The 16737-nt window shown below is 37.3% G+C and carries 22 protein-coding genes; 15 read left to right on the top strand and 7 right to left on the bottom strand.

Annotation, left to right across the window (positions count from 1 at the left end):
- Nucleotides 1-48: 48 nt before the first annotated feature.
- Nucleotides 49-240, top strand: coding sequence for a PspC domain-containing protein (locus tag LG329_RS15465; protein ID WP_404451715.1), 192 nt, complete (start codon nucleotides 49-51; stop codon nucleotides 238-240).
- Nucleotides 241-703: 463 nt separating this feature from the next.
- Here the strand turns inward: LG329_RS15465 and LG329_RS15470 are convergent, their stop codons facing one another.
- Entirely contained in the window at nucleotides 704-2893 is a 2190-nt protein-coding gene (locus tag LG329_RS15470; protein WP_404451716.1) for a beta-propeller domain-containing protein, read from the bottom strand.
- 168 nt (nucleotides 2894-3061) lie between these two features.
- Nucleotides 3062-3922: a DegV family protein gene (locus tag LG329_RS15475; RefSeq protein ID WP_404451717.1), complete on the bottom strand. Its 861-nt coding sequence runs from the start codon at nucleotides 3920-3922 to the stop codon at nucleotides 3062-3064.
- A 144-nt stretch (nucleotides 3923-4066) separates the two neighbouring features.
- On the opposite strand from LG329_RS15475, the gene LG329_RS15480 reads away from it, so the two are divergent.
- Nucleotides 4067-4912 carry a YitT family protein gene (locus LG329_RS15480; RefSeq protein WP_404451718.1) on the top strand — a complete coding sequence of 282 codons (846 nt, stop codon included), beginning with the start codon at nucleotides 4067-4069 and terminating at the stop codon, nucleotides 4910-4912.
- A gap of 150 nt (nucleotides 4913-5062) precedes the next feature.
- Nucleotides 5063-5413: a hypothetical protein gene (locus tag LG329_RS15485; RefSeq protein WP_404451719.1), complete on the top strand. Its 351-nt coding sequence runs from the start codon at nucleotides 5063-5065 to the stop codon at nucleotides 5411-5413.
- A gap of 301 nt (nucleotides 5414-5714) precedes the next feature.
- Here LG329_RS15485 and LG329_RS15490 read toward each other — a convergent pair whose 3' ends face one another.
- From LG329_RS15490 to LG329_RS15505, 4 genes are all read right to left on the bottom strand, one after another.
- A complete protein-coding gene (locus tag LG329_RS15490) occupies nucleotides 5715-5978 on the bottom strand; it encodes a NifU N-terminal domain-containing protein (protein WP_404451720.1) in 264 nt (87 codons plus the stop codon).
- Nucleotides 5979-6142: 164 nt separating this feature from the next.
- Nucleotides 6143-6337, bottom strand: a complete 195-nt coding sequence (locus tag LG329_RS15495) for a DUF3813 family protein (RefSeq protein WP_404451721.1) — start codon at nucleotides 6335-6337, stop codon at nucleotides 6143-6145.
- Complete coding sequence (locus LG329_RS15500; RefSeq protein WP_168927239.1) at nucleotides 6338-6487, bottom strand: hypothetical protein; 150 nt, start codon at nucleotides 6485-6487, stop codon at nucleotides 6338-6340.
- Between the two features lie 101 nt (nucleotides 6488-6588).
- Nucleotides 6589-7422 carry a Cof-type HAD-IIB family hydrolase gene (locus tag LG329_RS15505; RefSeq protein WP_404451723.1) on the bottom strand — a complete coding sequence of 278 codons (834 nt, stop codon included), beginning with the start codon at nucleotides 7420-7422 and terminating at the stop codon, nucleotides 6589-6591.
- Between the two features lie 133 nt (nucleotides 7423-7555).
- Here LG329_RS15505 and yjfP point away from each other — a divergent pair, with 133 nt between their 5' ends.
- From yjfP to LG329_RS15535, 6 genes are all read left to right on the top strand, one after another.
- A complete protein-coding gene (yjfP, locus tag LG329_RS15510) occupies nucleotides 7556-8317 on the top strand; it encodes an esterase (protein WP_404451724.1) in 762 nt (253 codons plus the stop codon).
- A 108-nt stretch (nucleotides 8318-8425) separates the two neighbouring features.
- Nucleotides 8426-8737 carry a metal-sulfur cluster assembly factor gene (locus tag LG329_RS15515; RefSeq protein ID WP_404451725.1) on the top strand — a complete coding sequence of 104 codons (312 nt, stop codon included), beginning with the start codon at nucleotides 8426-8428 and terminating at the stop codon, nucleotides 8735-8737.
- A 386-nt stretch (nucleotides 8738-9123) separates the two neighbouring features.
- A complete protein-coding gene (gene mobB, locus LG329_RS15520) occupies nucleotides 9124-9621 on the top strand; it encodes a molybdopterin-guanine dinucleotide biosynthesis protein B (protein ID WP_404451726.1) in 498 nt (165 codons plus the stop codon).
- A gap of 10 nt (nucleotides 9622-9631) precedes the next feature.
- Entirely contained in the window at nucleotides 9632-10105 is a 474-nt protein-coding gene (locus tag LG329_RS15525) for a molybdenum cofactor biosynthesis protein MoaE (protein ID WP_404451727.1), read from the top strand.
- On the top strand, nucleotides 10098-10331 hold the full coding sequence (gene moaD / locus LG329_RS15530; protein WP_404451728.1) for a molybdopterin converting factor subunit 1: 234 nt from the start codon (nucleotides 10098-10100) through the stop codon (nucleotides 10329-10331). The genes LG329_RS15525 and moaD overlap by 8 nt, the downstream gene beginning before the upstream one ends.
- Nucleotides 10332-10445: 114 nt before the next feature.
- Nucleotides 10446-10757: a hypothetical protein gene (locus LG329_RS15535; protein ID WP_404451729.1), complete on the top strand. Its 312-nt coding sequence runs from the start codon at nucleotides 10446-10448 to the stop codon at nucleotides 10755-10757.
- 73 nt (nucleotides 10758-10830) lie between these two features.
- Here LG329_RS15535 and LG329_RS15540 read toward each other — a convergent pair whose 3' ends face one another.
- Nucleotides 10831-11010, bottom strand: coding sequence for a DUF2929 family protein (locus tag LG329_RS15540; protein WP_404451730.1), 180 nt, complete (start codon nucleotides 11008-11010; stop codon nucleotides 10831-10833).
- Between the two features lie 145 nt (nucleotides 11011-11155).
- Here LG329_RS15540 and LG329_RS15545 point away from each other — a divergent pair, with 145 nt between their 5' ends.
- The 6 genes from LG329_RS15545 to LG329_RS15570 all read left to right on the top strand — a co-directional run bounded on the left by LG329_RS15545 (nucleotide 11156) and on the right by LG329_RS15570 (nucleotide 16431).
- A complete protein-coding gene (locus tag LG329_RS15545; RefSeq protein WP_404451731.1) occupies nucleotides 11156-11764 on the top strand; it encodes a hypothetical protein in 609 nt (202 codons plus the stop codon).
- A 98-nt stretch (nucleotides 11765-11862) separates the two neighbouring features.
- Nucleotides 11863-12828: a BMP family ABC transporter substrate-binding protein gene (locus LG329_RS15550; protein ID WP_404456715.1), complete on the top strand. Its 966-nt coding sequence runs from the start codon at nucleotides 11863-11865 to the stop codon at nucleotides 12826-12828.
- 126 nt (nucleotides 12829-12954) lie between these two features.
- Complete coding sequence (locus LG329_RS15555; RefSeq protein WP_404451732.1) at nucleotides 12955-13893, top strand: beta-ketoacyl-ACP synthase III; 939 nt, start codon at nucleotides 12955-12957, stop codon at nucleotides 13891-13893.
- A 34-nt stretch (nucleotides 13894-13927) separates the two neighbouring features.
- Nucleotides 13928-15163, top strand: coding sequence for a beta-ketoacyl-ACP synthase II (gene fabF, locus LG329_RS15560; RefSeq protein WP_404451733.1), 1236 nt, complete (start codon nucleotides 13928-13930; stop codon nucleotides 15161-15163).
- Between the two features lie 216 nt (nucleotides 15164-15379).
- Nucleotides 15380-15580, top strand: coding sequence for a hypothetical protein (locus LG329_RS15565; RefSeq protein ID WP_404451735.1), 201 nt, complete (start codon nucleotides 15380-15382; stop codon nucleotides 15578-15580).
- 89 nt (nucleotides 15581-15669) lie between these two features.
- A complete protein-coding gene (locus LG329_RS15570; protein WP_404451736.1) occupies nucleotides 15670-16431 on the top strand; it encodes a YjbA family protein in 762 nt (253 codons plus the stop codon).
- Nucleotides 16432-16737 lie beyond the last annotated feature (306 nt).

The raw sequence follows: 16737 nt of genomic DNA on the forward strand, positions 1-16737 counted from the left end.
AAACTATACAACATGGGAAAAATAAGATTTAAAAAGGGGAAAAGGAGATTGAAAAATAAATTAAGAAGATCATCCGGAGAAAAGTCATTACTTGGAGTTTGTGGGGGGATTGCTGAGTTTTTTGGTATTTCTTCTTCTTTTAGTATAAGACTAATATTTATTTTGACAATGCCTGCTTCCTTGATTATATACATAATTCTCGCTAACTCAATCGATGAAAGTCCCCCGTCTTTACATTAGGTATACCCAAAGATTGTTACTTTATAAGAGAATAGATATAAACTGTGTCATAGCGTACCGCTCCGGAAATACACTACGCTTTCCGCGGGCTCGCGCTGAGCCTCCTCGCGAGCAAAAACCGCTCACTGCGGGGTCTCATCGTCTTCGCTGTTTCCGCAGGAGTCTTCGTGTATTTCCTCCGCTAACATGGTGTCTGGAAGCAGAACTATATAGCCCCTTTCACTAGGACAGTTGAATCCTGCGGGAACAGCACGTGTCCGAAGACCCCGCAGAGTGGTTTTCTCGAGGAGGCTGAGGCCGTGCCCGCGGAAAGCAACTGTCCGCAGTGGAAATCAACATAGCACTTACTTCGCAGTCATATCAACTATGAGATGAAAAAGCAACAATGTGTACGAAAAGAGCCTTAATATACAATCTTATCACATAAAAAACGAGCATATTATGCTCGTTTTTTATGTGAAACTTACTTTTCTAACGATGGAAGATTAATCGTTTTTATTACTTCTTCAGCGTTTATATCATACACTTTCATGTAATTAAAAGATAACGTATATAGATAATCTCCAACAGACACCATTCGTTTGGTCTCAGATTCCCAGTTTGGATGAGTTGGAGAGCCTTCCTGATGAGTGATTGTGTCTTTTAATTCAATTCCCTTTTCTGGTGAGATATGATAAAGAAATGCACCTTCGTATACAAATGACTGTTCCTGGTATACAGCATCACCTTTTTGAACAGTTTTTGATTCGTAAAGGTTAGCAGGAAATCCAAACAAGTTTTTTGTAGGATGCTGGTATAAAGCATGATGGTTTCGATTGACCGCAGAATAGGAGCCTGTATCTCCTATAATTTCACTATCGACCTCAACTGGATGTGCTAAGTCGCTAACATCAAATAAAGAAATCTTTAAACCTTTTTGGCGTACTCGTGGTTCGTCAGTAAGTTTTGATTCGACTAACTCAGTTTCCTGCCCAAATCCAATCACGTAGTCATCATTCAGTGGATGCAAATAATTACTGAATCCAGGCACTTTCAATTTCCCTAAGACAGCAGGCTTTTTAGGGTTTTTAAGATCAATTACAAACAATGGATCAACCTGTTTAAAGGTAACCATATAGGCGATTGTATCCATAAAACGAACACTATAAATTCGTTCACCCTCTGCTAAATTTTCTAATGAACCGAGTGGTTGAAGTGACAGGTTAAATGTGTAGAGATTATTTGTAGTAGGCTCTTTTTGCCGAGGGCTCCTACTGGTTGTTGCAACACGAAACGTATCTTCATATTCATCCATTGAAAATTGGTTCAGGAGCGTACCTTTAACTTCCGTCGATGCATGATAGGTAATGCTTCCATTTTTAATGCGGAATTGAAAAATTTCCGTACTCATTTCTCCTATAGGCATAGGCAATGTTTTTTTTGATGAATTATTCTTTGGTTGATTGTTCTCTTTCATCTTATTCACAGCAAGATACATATTTTTTTCAGACATATACAGATGATTTGAGGCTCCAAGATATGCCTCAACCTTAGCTGCTTCATTCATTTTTCCCAAATCGATAGAGGCAGTAATAAGAAAACTGCTTTTATAAGAATCCGGGAAAAAATACATATCCTTGTATTCAATCGGTTGGTATTCACTGCTGACAGCTGTATCTTTTACAGTAGGTCTAAGATCTTCTTTCGTTTTCCGTTTTTCACTGAAAAGATGGACTGGCGGATAACTGTTTGCGATTAAATATATATGTTCCTTCGTTTTTCGTGAAGCAGATAAGGAACCATTTAACGCAACCTCTCGCAGCTTCTTGGGCTTTTCTATGTTAGAAATGTCATAGATATAAACAGTTGTTTGACTTTCAGGCATAAGATGTATCTCAGCAGCTTGAACAGGATCTTGTTCCGTTGCAGTTGGTGTTTTTAGCTGACGAAAACTATTGCCAATAGTAACAAGTAAATCATCTTGAATATATAACTCGGTAGGCCGAAAATCCTTAACATGAATAACGCTTTTTACAGTGCTATTTTTTTGATCGGCAGAGGCAATTACAACATCATTATTCCTAGCAAAAAATATATGTTCACCATTCGTTTTAACAATGTCGCCTTCGTTTATGCCTTTTTCTTGAACGTTTGTCGTAGAGGCCTTTTTATCTGTAGTTGCTAGTTCCATCGATTTGTTTTTACTTTGTGAAGAAAATCGAAGTCTGTTATTCGTCCGTTCTTTTAGTAACGTGGTTAATTGCTTCTTGTCAGTAATAGAAGGTAGTTCGCCAACTGCATGGAAATCATATGTAAATGCTGATGCAAGTTCATCCCCAGCAGCAGATGTCACTGTGTTAGCGATCGATAGCTGATAATCCTTATTGATCGTATATCCATTATCGGGCGCATTTACTGTCAGGATGGTATGTTTATCATTCCACTGCAACGAAACGGGAATAGCGTTTTGATTACTATCCTCGAGATGGACTGTTTTTTTCGTAAATGAATCTGGATCCATTTCTTCAGAAAAATGAACGGAGAGGTTTGTAGATGCAGCTACATAACTCGAAGCAGATGGAATTTCTGCTGTCACCTTGTTTGATAGCAACATGTAGACACAAATCGCAACCGCTAATCCGATTCCACTTATAAACCAAAATGTTTTTTTCACCGTAACACACCTCATTGTCCTTAAATTATTTGTCTAGCTCCATCGCCTATAACTTCCGCTTTTCTAACGTAGACGACTTAAACAGGATTAGGTTACAGGGTTTTGTGGAATATTGGTTATATACTTAGTAAAGAAGCTGGACCACCACATGTGACCCAGCTTCTAACCTTATTTATTTTCGCTATTTAAAAAGAATAGTGCGAGCGTTCCGGGTCCAGCGTGTGAGCCTACTGCCGAACCTACCATTTCAATCTGAATTTCTTTTGGATTAAACTTTTCTTTTATCAATTCAGCAAGTTTTTCAGCAGTTTTCAAATCATCACCATGGCTTATCCCTATCGCTTGATTGGAAAGGTCCTTACCACGTTCTTCCATGATCTCGAGGATTCGATTTAACAGCTTTTTGGAACCACGAATTTTCTCTAAAGGAACCAATTTGCCGTTATCTACATGTAAGATTGGTTTAATTTTCAATAAAGTACCAACAAAGGCAGCGGTTTTACTAACTCGTCCACCTCGGTATAAGTATTCCAAATCGTCAACGGTAAAGATATGTTCCATATGCTCAGCATGGTACGCAGCCATTTCAAGAATTTCGTCAACAGATTCACCATTTTGTGCAAGCTGAGCGGCACGAATCACAACTAGTCCAAGGGCGAGTGATACACATCTTGTATCAATCACATGAATGGGGGCGTCAGGATAATCTTCTTTAATTTCCTGTTCTACGATTTTCGCAGCTTGAAATGTGCCTGAAAGCTCTGATGATAGGGCTAAATAAATTAAAGGTTGATTTGCTTCGGCATAAGATGTAAAAATAGTTTTAAATGCTTGTTGTGAAACCTGTGATGTTTTGGGACTTTTGCCATCTCGCATGGCATCATAAATCGTTTTTGGAGTAATGTTGATTCCATCTTCATATTCTTTTTCATCTAATTGAACAGTTAATGGTACCATTTCAATATCAAATTCGTTATAATGAGATTTTGACAAATCGCATGCTGTATCTGCTAGTATTTTTACATTCACTTGATTCACCTTCATTCCTGTAGACTTGTATTTCTTTTAGTTTAAGGCTAGAGCGAAGGATAGTCAAAGTATATTCACGAAATATTTCTAATACTATCTATGTAAATTTATATAGTTCAACTGCAACTGCAAAAGGAGGTAACCATGTTTTTATTCGAAGCAAAACGTATATTTATTGTCATATTCGGTGCGTTACTAAATGCCATTTCATTAAATTTCTTTCTAATTGGGGCTAATGTATATGCAAGCGGATTTACGGGTGCGGCCCAACTTATTTCAAGTGTATTCAATGATTTCCTCGGAATTGGGATTAGTACTGGTATACTCTTATTCATTCTTAATATTCCGGTCGCAATTTTAGGTTGGTTTAAGGTAGGGAAGGGGTTCACTGTTTATAGTGCGATTTCTGTTGCTTTTACCACTTTATTTCTAACAGTATTACCGGTTATTGAATTATCACAGGACATTATATTGAACGCCGTGTTCGGTGGTGTTATTGGTGGTACAGGTGTAGGTATTACATTAAAGCTAGGTGCATCCACAGGTGGTATGGATATCGTAGCGATGGTGTTATCCCGAATGAAGGATAAACCAATTGGATCTTATTTTTTAATACTAAACGCAATAATTATTGCTATGGCTGGTGTCTTGTATAAGCCTGAAAACGCATTGTACACCCTGCTGACATTGTATGTAACAACTCGTGTAATCGATGCACTTCATACGCGTCACGAAAAAATTACTGCAATGATTATTACGCACAAAGCAGATGAATTACAAAGAGCCATTCATAATAAAATGGTGCGCGGAATTACGATCATTCCTGCAAAAGGTGCTTATACAAAAGAAGACAAAAATATGATGTATCTTGTAATCACAAGATATGAGTTGTACGATTTAGAAAGAATCATTGGTGAAATTGATCCAAACGCGTTTACCAATATTGTTCAAACAACAGGCATATTCGGTTTCTTTAGACGAGATCATTAACTATATAGAAAAACACATGGCTTTTTCTGAATGAAATGTCATGTGTTTTTTGCGTTAGAGGGCAATTTTTGTGAAAAAATTTCATTCCCAGAAATCAGCATTTGTACATATAATTTATTGTATGTACTTTTCAGGGAGGGAATCTTGTTCATGTATTATTCATATCACCCTAATTACTATCCCGTCTTTTATTGGCCAGTTCGCCAGTATCCAGATGTGGATCCTAATCTTTTGTATCAATCAGCGAATGAATCAAAAAAACTCATGAAAGAAGCCAGCATGGTTCTTGATAAATTATCTGAGTCAAAGGAATTTGACGCTGAATTAATGTACGCTGCACAAACTTCAGATATCGATGAGGTAAAACGCTTGATTCATTCTATCGGGGTTACTTCAGAAGTGGATATTAATTATAATCCGGATGGCTTAAGGCTAGAATTTACATCACAAGTAGCCGATATGGATTGCTGCCGGTTATACATTTCATTACGCTGGCGTTAGTAAATAAACTACTGTGCAATTCTGTAAAATGAATTGCGCTTTTTTTCGTAAATATAGAACAAAAGCGTAAGCGCCCGTATAGTGACGTATGGATTGGACTGAACCGTATGAGATAAAGGAAACACGGTAAGTGTCAGCGAACCGATGTTGACTTATCGTAAGGAGGTAAAGGAAATCCACTAGTCGCTGGGCGCTGGAGCTGGACGTGGCCCTACATGGTGACCAAAATAATTAATGTTAATATTTTATACTTTCTTTCCTAATAAAAAAGACAGCAATCTAATGCTGTCCATCCTATGTATTAATAACCGTATTGTTCAAATATTTCCTGAACGCGAGGGGAAAGATTGTCCCATTCTGCGTCAAACTGTTTATTCACTGTGATGAAATTTTGATAACCAAATACATTATCAACACCGTCAAGTTTCATTAAATCATTTAATATTTCATGTTCACTTGTGTTCCCAGGCATTACAGAAATACTGCTGTCACCTTCAAAAATTAGTTTATCTGTTGTGAATTTCAGTGCATTCGGATTTGGTGTCGCTTCTGCCCTTACTCCCATTGATAATCCCTCCTATATATCTTTACTTATGTCTATATTAGCATAAAAACCTCCACCCGGAAAAGGTGGAGGCACGTTTGCATTAATTTCCGAAATAATATAATCAATTAATGAGAAATCGTATACAACCGTTAAACGGATTGGATTTCAAAAAATCCTGGTGATTAGCTTGATTGGTTCTTCGTTTTCAGCTGCTGTTCTAATTGTTGCAATTGTTGTTTTTCTTCTGGTGAACAATCAGCATATGCAGACTGAACAGCATTGTGTGCTGCTTGTTTTTCTTGTTGACTAGCTTGACCTTGCATGTTGGCTAAGCTTGAGACGGCATTTTTAGCTTGTTGAAAAAGATTGTTTGGCATCTAAAACCCTCCTACTGTGTGGTCGTCCGCTTCCTCTTTTTTACGTTCTGCATCACTAAACCGTGATTTATAAGGAAAACGTTCGGCGTGCTGTTTGACGGAAGTTGCACCCTGGTGAGTAAAACGTTTTGATTTGCTTTGTTTGCTCAAAGTAAATCCTCCCAACAAAATAAGAAAGTGAACGCTTGATGCGCTCACCTATAGTATGGTCGGTTATTCTTTTTATATTGATGGAAAATTACAGAAAAAAATTAAGTTGTTTTAACTTCAAGATTTAAATATTCCTCAAGAAAAATGCCAATCCCATCTTCTTCGTTGGTTTTAGTAACATGTTTAGCAACAGCTTTTAATTCATCAATTGCATTACCCATTGCTACACCAACACCTGCATAATCAATCATTTCCAAATCATTATCTTCATCCCCAAAAGCAATAATCCGGTCTTGAGGGATATCAAAATAATAAGCAACTTTGTCTAGGCCAACTGCTTTGTTCATGCCTTTTTTTACAATTTCAATGATATTCCAAGGAGCACCCCATTTACGATGCTCGATTAATTCAGCATGGTAATCATTTAGATGGTTGCGAATCCCTTTTATATTCTCTTCTTTCGGATGGATAAGCAATGATGTAGGATCTTCTTTTAATTCATTTTTTAAGCTACCAATTGTAAATGGTGGGTCATTTTGTGTGGATTGAAAAATACTGATGATCTTTTCATCGTACTGATCAAGATACACTTCATCTTTTACTTCGGCCAAAATGTTATGTACATTAAGGTCATAACAAGCTTCAATAATTTTATGTGCAGTTCGAATTGGCATAGGATTATGTAAAGCATCCCATTTGTCATCGGTTGGATGATGGATTAGCGCACCATTAAAGTTAACCATTGGTGTATCAAGTCCCAGGCTATGGTAGTAAGTAATACTTGCGCGATGTGGCCTGCCTGTTGCAATTACAACAATATGTCCAGCATCAATTGCTTTAAGAACTGTTTGTTTCGTCCGTTCACTTATTTCTTTATTGTCTGTTAATAGCGTTCCATCTAAATCTAATGCTATTAAATGTCGTTTATTTTCCATAAGCTTCACCTCGTATTACACTTAGTTTATAAGGGAAAGTAGGTAATGTAAAGGATAATATTGTCTGATACTTGCAAATTATACTAAATCAGGATTATGATGAAATAAATATATTAATAAGGAGAATTGTTCGATGATTGGGGTAAGTAACAGAAAATTCAATAAAATTCCAGCATTAGTAATTGTAGAAGCGAGCAAGGAAAACGAATCATTACCTGTCGTCTTATACCATCATGGTTTTACAAGTGCAAAAGAACATAATTTACCACTTGCATACTTATTAGCTGAAAAAGGATTCCGTGTCGTATTACCGGACAGTGAATATCATGGAGAACGTGAAATTGAGATATCAGCTATTAAAAAACAAATATCGTTTTGGGATATTGTTATGCAGAATGTTCATGAAACAAAAGAAATTTACGACGTTTTACAAAATGAAAAATTATTATTGGATGACCGCTTCGGCATTGCTGGAACAAGTATGGGTGGAATAACAACATCAGCGACCCTTACACAATATCCTTGGATAAAGGTAGCTGCAGTTCTCATGGGATCTCCAAAAATTACAACTTATGCTAAGACATTAGTCAGTAGTTTTAAACGGATGGGTGATTTGCCTGTTACTGATGAAATGATCAATTATTTATTCGAGTCATTGAAACAATATGATTTGTCCGAGCAAATGGATAAATTAAATAATCGTCCACTGTTATTTTGGCATGGTGAAGATGATTCAGTTGTTCCGTTCGATCATTCGTTTACATTTCATGAAAAAGCGCGAGAACTATATCAAAACAAAGATGACATTCAATTTTTGAACCAACCCAATCAAGGGCATAAAGTTAGTCGTTATGCTATTCTGGAGACGGTGAAATGGTTTGACAAGCATCTGTAAAGTCTTGAACATTTCCGACAAATTTAGGAGCTAGACGAGGCTAATCATTTAAAAAAACGTAAAAATATGTTTAAATAATAAATAGGAATAATGAGGGAGGTTTGAGTCATGGAAGAGGCGTTAAAAGACAATTTGATTGGTGCACTAGAGAACGTAATTGACCCAGAGCTTGGTATTGACATTGTCAATCTTGGCCTAATATATAATGTGGATTTGGACGATGATGGGCTTTGTACTGTTACAATGACACTAACAGCAATGGGATGTCCACTTGCTGCTCATATTGAACAGGATGTAAAACATGCAGTATCCGACATTCCGGAAGTAAAAGAAGTCAAAGTTGATATTGTATGGAGTCCGCCATGGGGTAAAGATAAAATGTCCCGTTATGCAAAAATCGCATTAGGAATTCCAGATTGAGAAACAAAAGCGTAAGCGCCCGTTCATTGACGTATGCCCTGGACGGCTCCGTATGAGATTAGATGAACTAGACTTATCGCCAGTAATGGCGAAAGTCAAAGTGAATCTTATGCTGTGAAAAAGTGAAAAGGAAACACGGTGAGCGTAAGCGAACCGATGTTGACTTATCGCAAGGAGGTGCCGGAAGGGCACTAGGCAATGGGCGCTGAAGCTGGACGTGGCTGATTATGTACATCAGTACAGTGAAAACGGGTTGGTTCATATTAAATGGATCGGCCCTTTTTTTAATTCACAATATTAGTCGGTTTTTAGGATTTAAATATCAATAGGTGGATATATTATCTCGTTGATTTGTCTTACATAGAGGGGAAAATGAGGGAATACATATGACAAAGATAATCCAAATAGTTGGATATAAAAATTCAGGAAAGACCACATTAATGAACCACCTTATTCGGCAATTTTCAGAACAGAAGCTGAAGGTTGGAGCATTAAAGCATCATGGTCATGGTGGGGATATCCCTTTATATAAAGATACTGATAGCTTTTCCCATTTCGAATCAGGTTCATTAATTAGCGGAGTACAAGGGGAGTCAATAACGCAGCTTACCTTACATAATCTGCCGTTGGATGAACTAATTGATATGTACACGTCACTTTCAATTGAACTTTTATTAATTGAGGGCTATAAACATGCGAACTATCCTAAAATTGTTTTATTAAAAAATCTTGAGGATATATCGCTTTTAGACGAGCTTTCCAATATAATTGCAGTAGGTTCATTGGACAGTTCGTTACTGGGAGATATAAGATATCCGACGTTTGATTTAACAAAGGTGAGCGAGCACATCACCCAATTTGCCACATACATAATAAACAATTGAAGGTGTTAGAATGGATAAACAATTTTGGATTACAGATCAGGCTATAGATTTAAATGATTGTGTAACAAAGGTGACGCACGCAGAAGCGGGGGCTATTAATACATTTATCGGAACTGTTCGTGAGTTTACAAAAGGTAAACGGACTTTGTATTTGGAATATCAGGCCTATGTGTCAATGGCCGAAAAAAAGCTTGCCCAAATTGGTGAAGAAATCGCTACTAACTGGGAAAATACCGAAACATCAATTGTTCACAGAGTAGGACGATTAGACATATCTGATATTGCAGTAGTTATCGCTGTATCAACCCCACATCGAAATGATGCATTTGAAGCAAGTCGATATGCGATTGAACGGATTAAGGAAATCGTTCCTATTTGGAAAAAAGAACACTGGGAGAATGGCACGCTTTGGATTGGTGATCAAAAGGAAAACACTTCCTATAAAGAGAACATTCCCACAGAGGAGGATATGCGCAATGATTAATGTGCTATTTTTTGCAGAGCTACAGGAAGCGGTCGGTAAGGAAAAAATCGTAATTGAGGCAGATGGGATAACAGTTAAGGAACTAAAAGCGAACTATCTTAACGAATACAACTTAGATAACATTGATCATGCCATGGCCGCAATCAACGAAGAATATGCTGAAGAAGATACTGTCATTAAAAGTGGAGATGTTGTCGCTTTTATCCCACCAGTTAGTGGGGGTTAATGGATAAAAAAATTTCTAGCTGTCATCGCTAGAAATTTTTTTATCCATTTTTTATTAGACTTCTATCACGCCCACGTAACGAACTGAATAGTCTAGTTGGTGAGGAGGATGAATATGAATAGGAATAACAATCACCATCATATACATGATTTATGTAAAAAACATATGCATGCTTATGTGCTTGCTGAAACGAGTGATGGAAGAAAGATCGATGGTATTATAACTGGGTTAGATGATGAGTATGTTTATTTTGCAGTACCCATCGAACAGGGGGATAATCAGCCGTTTCGTGAAGACCGCCAATTTGGATATGGATACGGTTATCCCGATTACGGACATTATGGTTATCGACCTAGAAGAAGATTCAACAGACTTATTCTACCGCTTGCAGCCCTGACAGCATTAAGTATTTTACCTTGGTATTAAAGTATGAAAAAACAAAACCCTTGCCAATTCTATGAAGGCAAGGGTTTAAAATTACGTTTGATAAACTTATCGCTTATGCTTCCTTGTCTTCCCTAAGTACTCCTTCAGACAATGTGAATACTGCTATTGTAAGGATAATGGAAAGCACTAGTGTATGCATAAAGTTAAACGGAGTTCCACCCATACTTGTTAAGATATAGGAAAGAACACTACTAAGAAGTAAAGACCAAATAAATGTCCAGATGAACCGCATAGATAACACCTCATTTTTTTCTACATTCCTTAAATAGTTTATCAAATACTTGATGAAATGAAAAGCGTTTTTAATTGGATTTTAAGCAGGTATAAAGTCAAATCGGTAAAAGGTATAAAAATACACGTTAAGAAGGTTGGTATATATGACGATATGTGTAACGAATTGTTTGCATTGGATTGGGTTTCATATTGTTAATCGATTAATAGAAAATGATTATCAAGTAGATGGAGTAGCAGATATATCTTCAGAGAGTGAAGAAGAATTATCCTTAATGCTAGGCAGAAATAGTTCATTTACATTATATAGTAATGAGAATGCAATCAAGGATACGAAATACTCCGATGCAGTTTTATTTCATGAAAGTAAGCAACCTATTCAGGCATTAAAAACATTTAATTTTGGAAAAGATATAGATAAGCCTAACTCCATCAATATTGAATTACCATTACTATTCGGTGAATGGATGCCAATGGACGAAAAAGGCGTGTATGTTAATAAACAGTATATTGAATTCTATTCTACTCGATTTCAAGAAGAGGCAATATATATTAATGACTTTGTGGATTGCTTCATGCAATGGTTGAAGGTTCCGGATTTGCCTAACAATATCTCGTTAACAAAAAACAAAAACTTGCAAATAAAAGAAGATACACTTGAAAAACAACTTTACATTAGGGGAAATAGACCTATAGATGATCAGATAGAAAACCTAATTAAGCATTATAAAAAAATTAAAAATTATAAAATGTAACATAAACGTAAAAATAGATTTCGTTTACTGCTACGCGTTAAAACGGTACAATTAGTATAAGTGTAAGCTTTTGAAGCAATGATTTATACGGATTGGAAGTGCAAACATTGAAGAAACTATTCGCTATATTCCTTATCATATCAGGCTTTCTAATCATAACGGGTTGTAACAATTACGTTGGTACCGGACAAATTCAAAATGTGGGTATGTTAGTGGAAGGTTCGATTGATGACCAAGCATGGGGGCAAAAAGGCTATAAAGGCTTGCAGGAAATAGAGAAAAAATTTGATGTCAATGTCTTTTATAAAGAGGGTATTAAGACCCAACAAGAAGTAACAGAAGCTGTAGATGAATTTGTAAATAATGGCGTAAATTTAATCTTTGGACATAGTAGTATTTATGGAAAATACTTTATAAACATTTCGAAATCTTTTCCCGATGTACAGTTTGTTTATTTTAATGGTGGTTATCATGCAGAAAATGTAACCAGCTTAAATTTTAATTCCCATGCCATGGGTTTCTTTGGTGGGATGGTAGCAGGGAAAATGTCAGATACAAATCATATTGGAATTATCGCTGCGTATGAATGGCAGCCTGAAATAGAGGGTTTTTATGAAGGCGTAATGTATGAGAATCCAGAGGCTCAGGTACATATTGATTACGTCAAGGATTGGAGCGATCAGGACACTGCATTAAAGATGTATGAAAGAATGGAAGACCAGGACGTTGATGTTTTTTATCCAACAGGCGACTCGTACAGTGGTAATGTTATTAAACGGGCACGTAAGGATGGCTTGTATGCGATTGGTTACGTATCAGATCAATCTTATATCGATAAAGAAACAGTGCTAACTAGTACTGTTCAACATGTGGACAAGCTGTATACATTAGCGGCGGAAAAGTTTAATGAGGACGAGCTTGAGGGGGATATCTTAGTTTTTGATTTTCAAGACGATGTGATTTCTCTTGGTGAATTTAGTCCTGTTGTACCAGAGGACTATCAAGAGAAAATAGAAGACATAATAAAAGAATATAAGAAAACTGCACTATTGCCGAATGAATAAGAAACCTGTAAACAATCGCCACTTGGGAACTTGGGTTTTACAAGCTTGCAAGTATGGTTGGAATGCATTAAAATTAGTACCAAGTCATAATAATTGATAATAAAACATTTTTAAGGGGATGGAAAGATGAATGTTGGCATATTAGGTACAGGTCATTATGTTCCAACCAATGTAGTTACCAATAAAGATATGGAAAAAATAGTTGATACAAGTGATGAATGGATCAGAACAAGAACAGGAATTGAAGAAAGAAGAATTGCTGGGGACGACATAGATACTTCTGATATGGCTTATTTTGCAGCGCAACAAGCCATTGAAGAGGCGGGCATTACTCCGGACGAAATCGATCTTATCGTCGTCGCGACTGTAACTCCAGATACACCTTTTCCTTCTGTAGCGAATTGTTTGCAGGATAGACTAGAAGTAGGTACAGCAGCTTCAATGGATATTGGTGCAGCGTGCTCTGGGTTTATGTATGGATTAATAACTGCAAAACAATTTATCGAAACGAAGACATACAAAACTGCATTAGTAGTTGGTGTAGAGAAGCTATCCAAAATAACAAATTGGGATGACCGAAATACATGTGTGTTATTCGGTGATGGTGCTGGGGCAACAATTGTTAGAGAGGTTTCAGAAGATAAAGGGATTTTGTCGTTTGAATTAGGATCTGACGGATCTGGTGGGAAACATTTATATCAAGATGAAAATAAACACCTTATTATGAACGGCCGTGAAGTATTCAAGTTTGCTGTAAGACAGATGCCTCAGTCTTCCGTAAATGTGATAGAAAAGATTGGATACAATAAAGAGGACGTTGATTACCTTATTCCACATCAGGCGAATATTCGTATTATGAATGCTGCCCGAGAACGATTAGGTATTCCGGAAGATAAAATGGCTACATCCATTAAGAAATATGGTAATACATCCTCAGCTTCAATACCGATTGCGTTATCTGAAGAAGTTAAAAGTGGCAAAATTAAAGATAATGATTTAATCGTAATGGTTGGATTCGGTGGCGGATTAACTTGGGGTGCAGTTGCCTTACGGTGGGGAAAATAACATAATATGTACGTGTAATAGGAGGAGTAAGTAAATGGAAGCAAGAAGAGTTGTAATAACTGGATTAGGTGCAGTTAGCCCGGTTGGTAATGATGTATCTAGTATGTGGGATAATATTGTTTCAGGTAATTCAGGAATTGATACGGTAACAAGAGTGAATAAAGACGATTTCCCAGCAACTGTAGCCGCGGAATTAAAGGACTTTGATCCAACTTTATATATGGAGAAAAAAGATGCGCGTAAGATGGATCGTTTCACACAATATGCTGTTGCTGCAGCTAAAATGGCTGTTGAGGATGCGAGGCTTGATATAAACGACTCAAATGCTGACCGAGTTGGTGTTTGGATAGGTTCTGGTATTGGTGGAATGGACACGTATGAAGAACAGCATAACAAATTTTTAGAGCGCGGTTACAAGCGTGTTAGCCCATTTTTTGTACCGATGTTAATCCCTGATATGGCTGCTGGTCAAGTTTCAATTCAACTAGGGGCAAAAGGAATTAATTCTTGCTCAGTCACTGCTTGTGCATCAGGTGCTAGCTCCATTGGAGATTCGTTCAAGGTAATTCAACGTGGTGACGCCGATTATATTATCACAGGTGGAGCAGAAGCGCCGATTACAAATATGGCGTTTGCAGGATTTTCTTCTGCAAAAGCGTTATCAACAAATCCAGATCCAAAAACAGCTAGCAGACCTTTTGATGAACATCGTGATGGATTTGTCATGGGTGAAGGATCTGGCATACTAGTTCTTGAATCGTTAGAATCAGCACTAGAGCGTGGAGCTCATATCTACGCGGAAATTGTTGGGTATGGTTCTACTGGTGATGCACATCACATCACCGCACCGGCGCCAGGTGGAGAAGGTGCGGCTCGCGCCATGCAGCAGGCAATTAATGATGCTGGTATAGAGCCATCAGAAGTAGATTATATTAATGCACACGGAACTAGTACGGAATTAAACGATAAATTTGAAACAATGGCGATTAAGCAAGTGCTTGGTGACCATGCAAATAAAGTTGCGATTTCATCGACTAAGTCTATGACAGGACACCTACTAGGAGCGGCAGGTGGAATAGAATCTGTCATATCCGTTAAATCAATTACGGATGGCGTGGTTCCGCCAACCACAAATTATGAGACGCCAGATGAAGATTGTGATTTGGATTATGTTCCGAATGAAGCAAGAAAACAAGATGTTAATGTCGTGCTGAGTAATTCTCTTGGGTTCGGCGGACACAATGTCGCATTACTATTTAAAAAATATTAGAAAAAGCTTTAGAGGCCGACCTTAATTGGTTGGCCTTTTTTGGTAGTTAAGAAAGTTTCTTACTGCATAAGTGCAACTAAGGCTTGGCGATAAGCCAAGTTTTCTAATTTGTGCAGAGACTCGGGGTACTTCTATTAATTCTATCTTGTATCAATCATTTTTTTTAATAGTTTCGCATACATTATAAAAAATTGGACAAGTATGGGTGGGAAAAAGATGTTATCAATCTTTTTATTTTTATTGGGGTTTGGACTAGCTGTTGCTGGAGGGGTAGTACTCATAACATATATGAATTTTATTCCGGCAGGACTAGCATGGGCAGAGTTCTTTACTTACATTTTCACTCGGCCTGAGTGTTATTTTTTACCAATTGGTTTTATTTTAATGATAATTGCTTTATATCGCTATCCTAATTAATAGGAAAAATCTAGATATCAATCGAATATTTTCTAAGCAACCTGGTCATAATGTATCTTAAAAGGTGGCATACAAAGTGAGGGTTTTCAATGTTATATTTACATGATGTTTGGGTTAATTGGTTCGAAGGCGAAGAAAATGGTTATAGTGTTTGTTTCTTCCACGAATGGCGTAAAGAAGACGGAATTGAATTGCTTGATCAAGTCCCATTACTATACATAAACACAGATCTGTATCGCTACATCGAGAATAATATGCATGACCTACCTAAAGCTTTATTAGACCTTATTTGTAAACGTGCATATATTCGAAAAGGACAGGAACGTATCGTATTGGACTATGCTTGCATTGTAACAGATGGTAAAGACATCATCGCCTTTGATACAATTGGTTATCAGATCCCTATTAGAAAAAGTAGATTAATCCCGAGACAAGAGCAGCAAGTGTTTGACATGATTGCGGGTGTAAAACCGCAAAGCTTTAAACTCGATGAAAAAATGAAAGAAAAAGAATACCACATTCTATCTATGGAACCTGAATTGATTTATGGATTGACACGTAGAGAAAGACAGCTTAAACAGTTACTCATGATGGCTCTAGACCAATTACGTACGACGAATAATCATGAAGAGTTACGCTATTGGCTCACAGAATGGGATCCAAAAAAATATGGATATATCCGCTTTATGGATCCAGGTAAAATATGGCAGGTTTTGTATGATGGACTGAGACAAGGTTGGAGTGCAGAGCATGAGAATCTGTGCAAAAAGTTAATCAAAGGCCAGCCGTTTTTGGAAAAACTCTGGGAACTCGAGCAGGTACAAGAAGGAAAACCATCGAAACAGAATTAGGATGAGGGCTGATGCCCGATATCTCCGTTTTAATTAACGGCCAAACTGAAATTAAAAAACAAGACAGTAAGGAAAGCAAAATTCCTTACTGTCTTGTTTTTATTTTTGGCTGTTTTCGTAAAGATTGTTGCTTTTGAGAGAATAGATATAAACTACGACGTAACTGCTGGTTGATTTCCGCTGCGGACCGTTGCTTTCCGCGGGCACGGCTTCAGCCTCCTCGCGGAAGACCACCGCTGCGGGGTCTTCAGACTCGTGCTGTTCCCGCAGGAGTCAACTGTCCTCCGCTCCAATCAACTGCCATAA

Origin of the sequence: Virgibacillus necropolis (assembly GCF_044793635.1) — a bacterium.
GTDB lineage: Bacteria > Bacillota > Bacilli > Bacillales > Amphibacillaceae > Virgibacillus_F > Virgibacillus_F necropolis_A.

Excerpts from the sequence above, each read along its gene's own strand:
- LG329_RS15480 (WP_404451718.1), top strand. The coding sequence starts at position 4,067 with ATGTTTTTATTCGAAGCAAAACGTATATTTATTGTCATATTCGGTGCG.
- LG329_RS15485 (WP_404451719.1), top strand. The coding sequence starts at position 5,063 with ATGTATTATTCATATCACCCTAATTACTATCCCGTCTTTTATTGGCCA.
- LG329_RS15490 (WP_404451720.1), bottom strand. The coding sequence starts at position 5,978 with ATGGGAGTAAGGGCAGAAGCGACACCAAATCCGAATGCACTGAAATTC.
- LG329_RS15495 (WP_404451721.1), bottom strand. The coding sequence starts at position 6,337 with ATGCCAAACAATCTTTTTCAACAAGCTAAAAATGCCGTCTCAAGCTTA.
- LG329_RS15505 (WP_404451723.1), bottom strand. The coding sequence starts at position 7,422 with ATGGAAAATAAACGACATTTAATAGCATTAGATTTAGATGGAACGCTA.
- yjfP (WP_404451724.1), top strand. The coding sequence starts at position 7,556 with ATGATTGGGGTAAGTAACAGAAAATTCAATAAAATTCCAGCATTAGTA.
- LG329_RS15515 (WP_404451725.1), top strand. The coding sequence starts at position 8,426 with ATGGAAGAGGCGTTAAAAGACAATTTGATTGGTGCACTAGAGAACGTA.
- mobB (WP_404451726.1), top strand. The coding sequence starts at position 9,124 with ATGACAAAGATAATCCAAATAGTTGGATATAAAAATTCAGGAAAGACC.
- LG329_RS15525 (WP_404451727.1), top strand. The coding sequence starts at position 9,632 with ATGGATAAACAATTTTGGATTACAGATCAGGCTATAGATTTAAATGAT.
- moaD (WP_404451728.1), top strand. The coding sequence starts at position 10,098 with ATGATTAATGTGCTATTTTTTGCAGAGCTACAGGAAGCGGTCGGTAAG.
- LG329_RS15535 (WP_404451729.1), top strand. The coding sequence starts at position 10,446 with ATGAATAGGAATAACAATCACCATCATATACATGATTTATGTAAAAAA.
- LG329_RS15540 (WP_404451730.1), bottom strand. The coding sequence starts at position 11,010 with ATGCGGTTCATCTGGACATTTATTTGGTCTTTACTTCTTAGTAGTGTT.
- LG329_RS15545 (WP_404451731.1), top strand. The coding sequence starts at position 11,156 with ATGACGATATGTGTAACGAATTGTTTGCATTGGATTGGGTTTCATATT.
- LG329_RS15555 (WP_404451732.1), top strand. The coding sequence starts at position 12,955 with ATGAATGTTGGCATATTAGGTACAGGTCATTATGTTCCAACCAATGTA.
- fabF (WP_404451733.1), top strand. The coding sequence starts at position 13,928 with ATGGAAGCAAGAAGAGTTGTAATAACTGGATTAGGTGCAGTTAGCCCG.
- LG329_RS15565 (WP_404451735.1), top strand. The coding sequence starts at position 15,380 with ATGTTATCAATCTTTTTATTTTTATTGGGGTTTGGACTAGCTGTTGCT.
- LG329_RS15570 (WP_404451736.1), top strand. The coding sequence starts at position 15,670 with ATGTTATATTTACATGATGTTTGGGTTAATTGGTTCGAAGGCGAAGAA.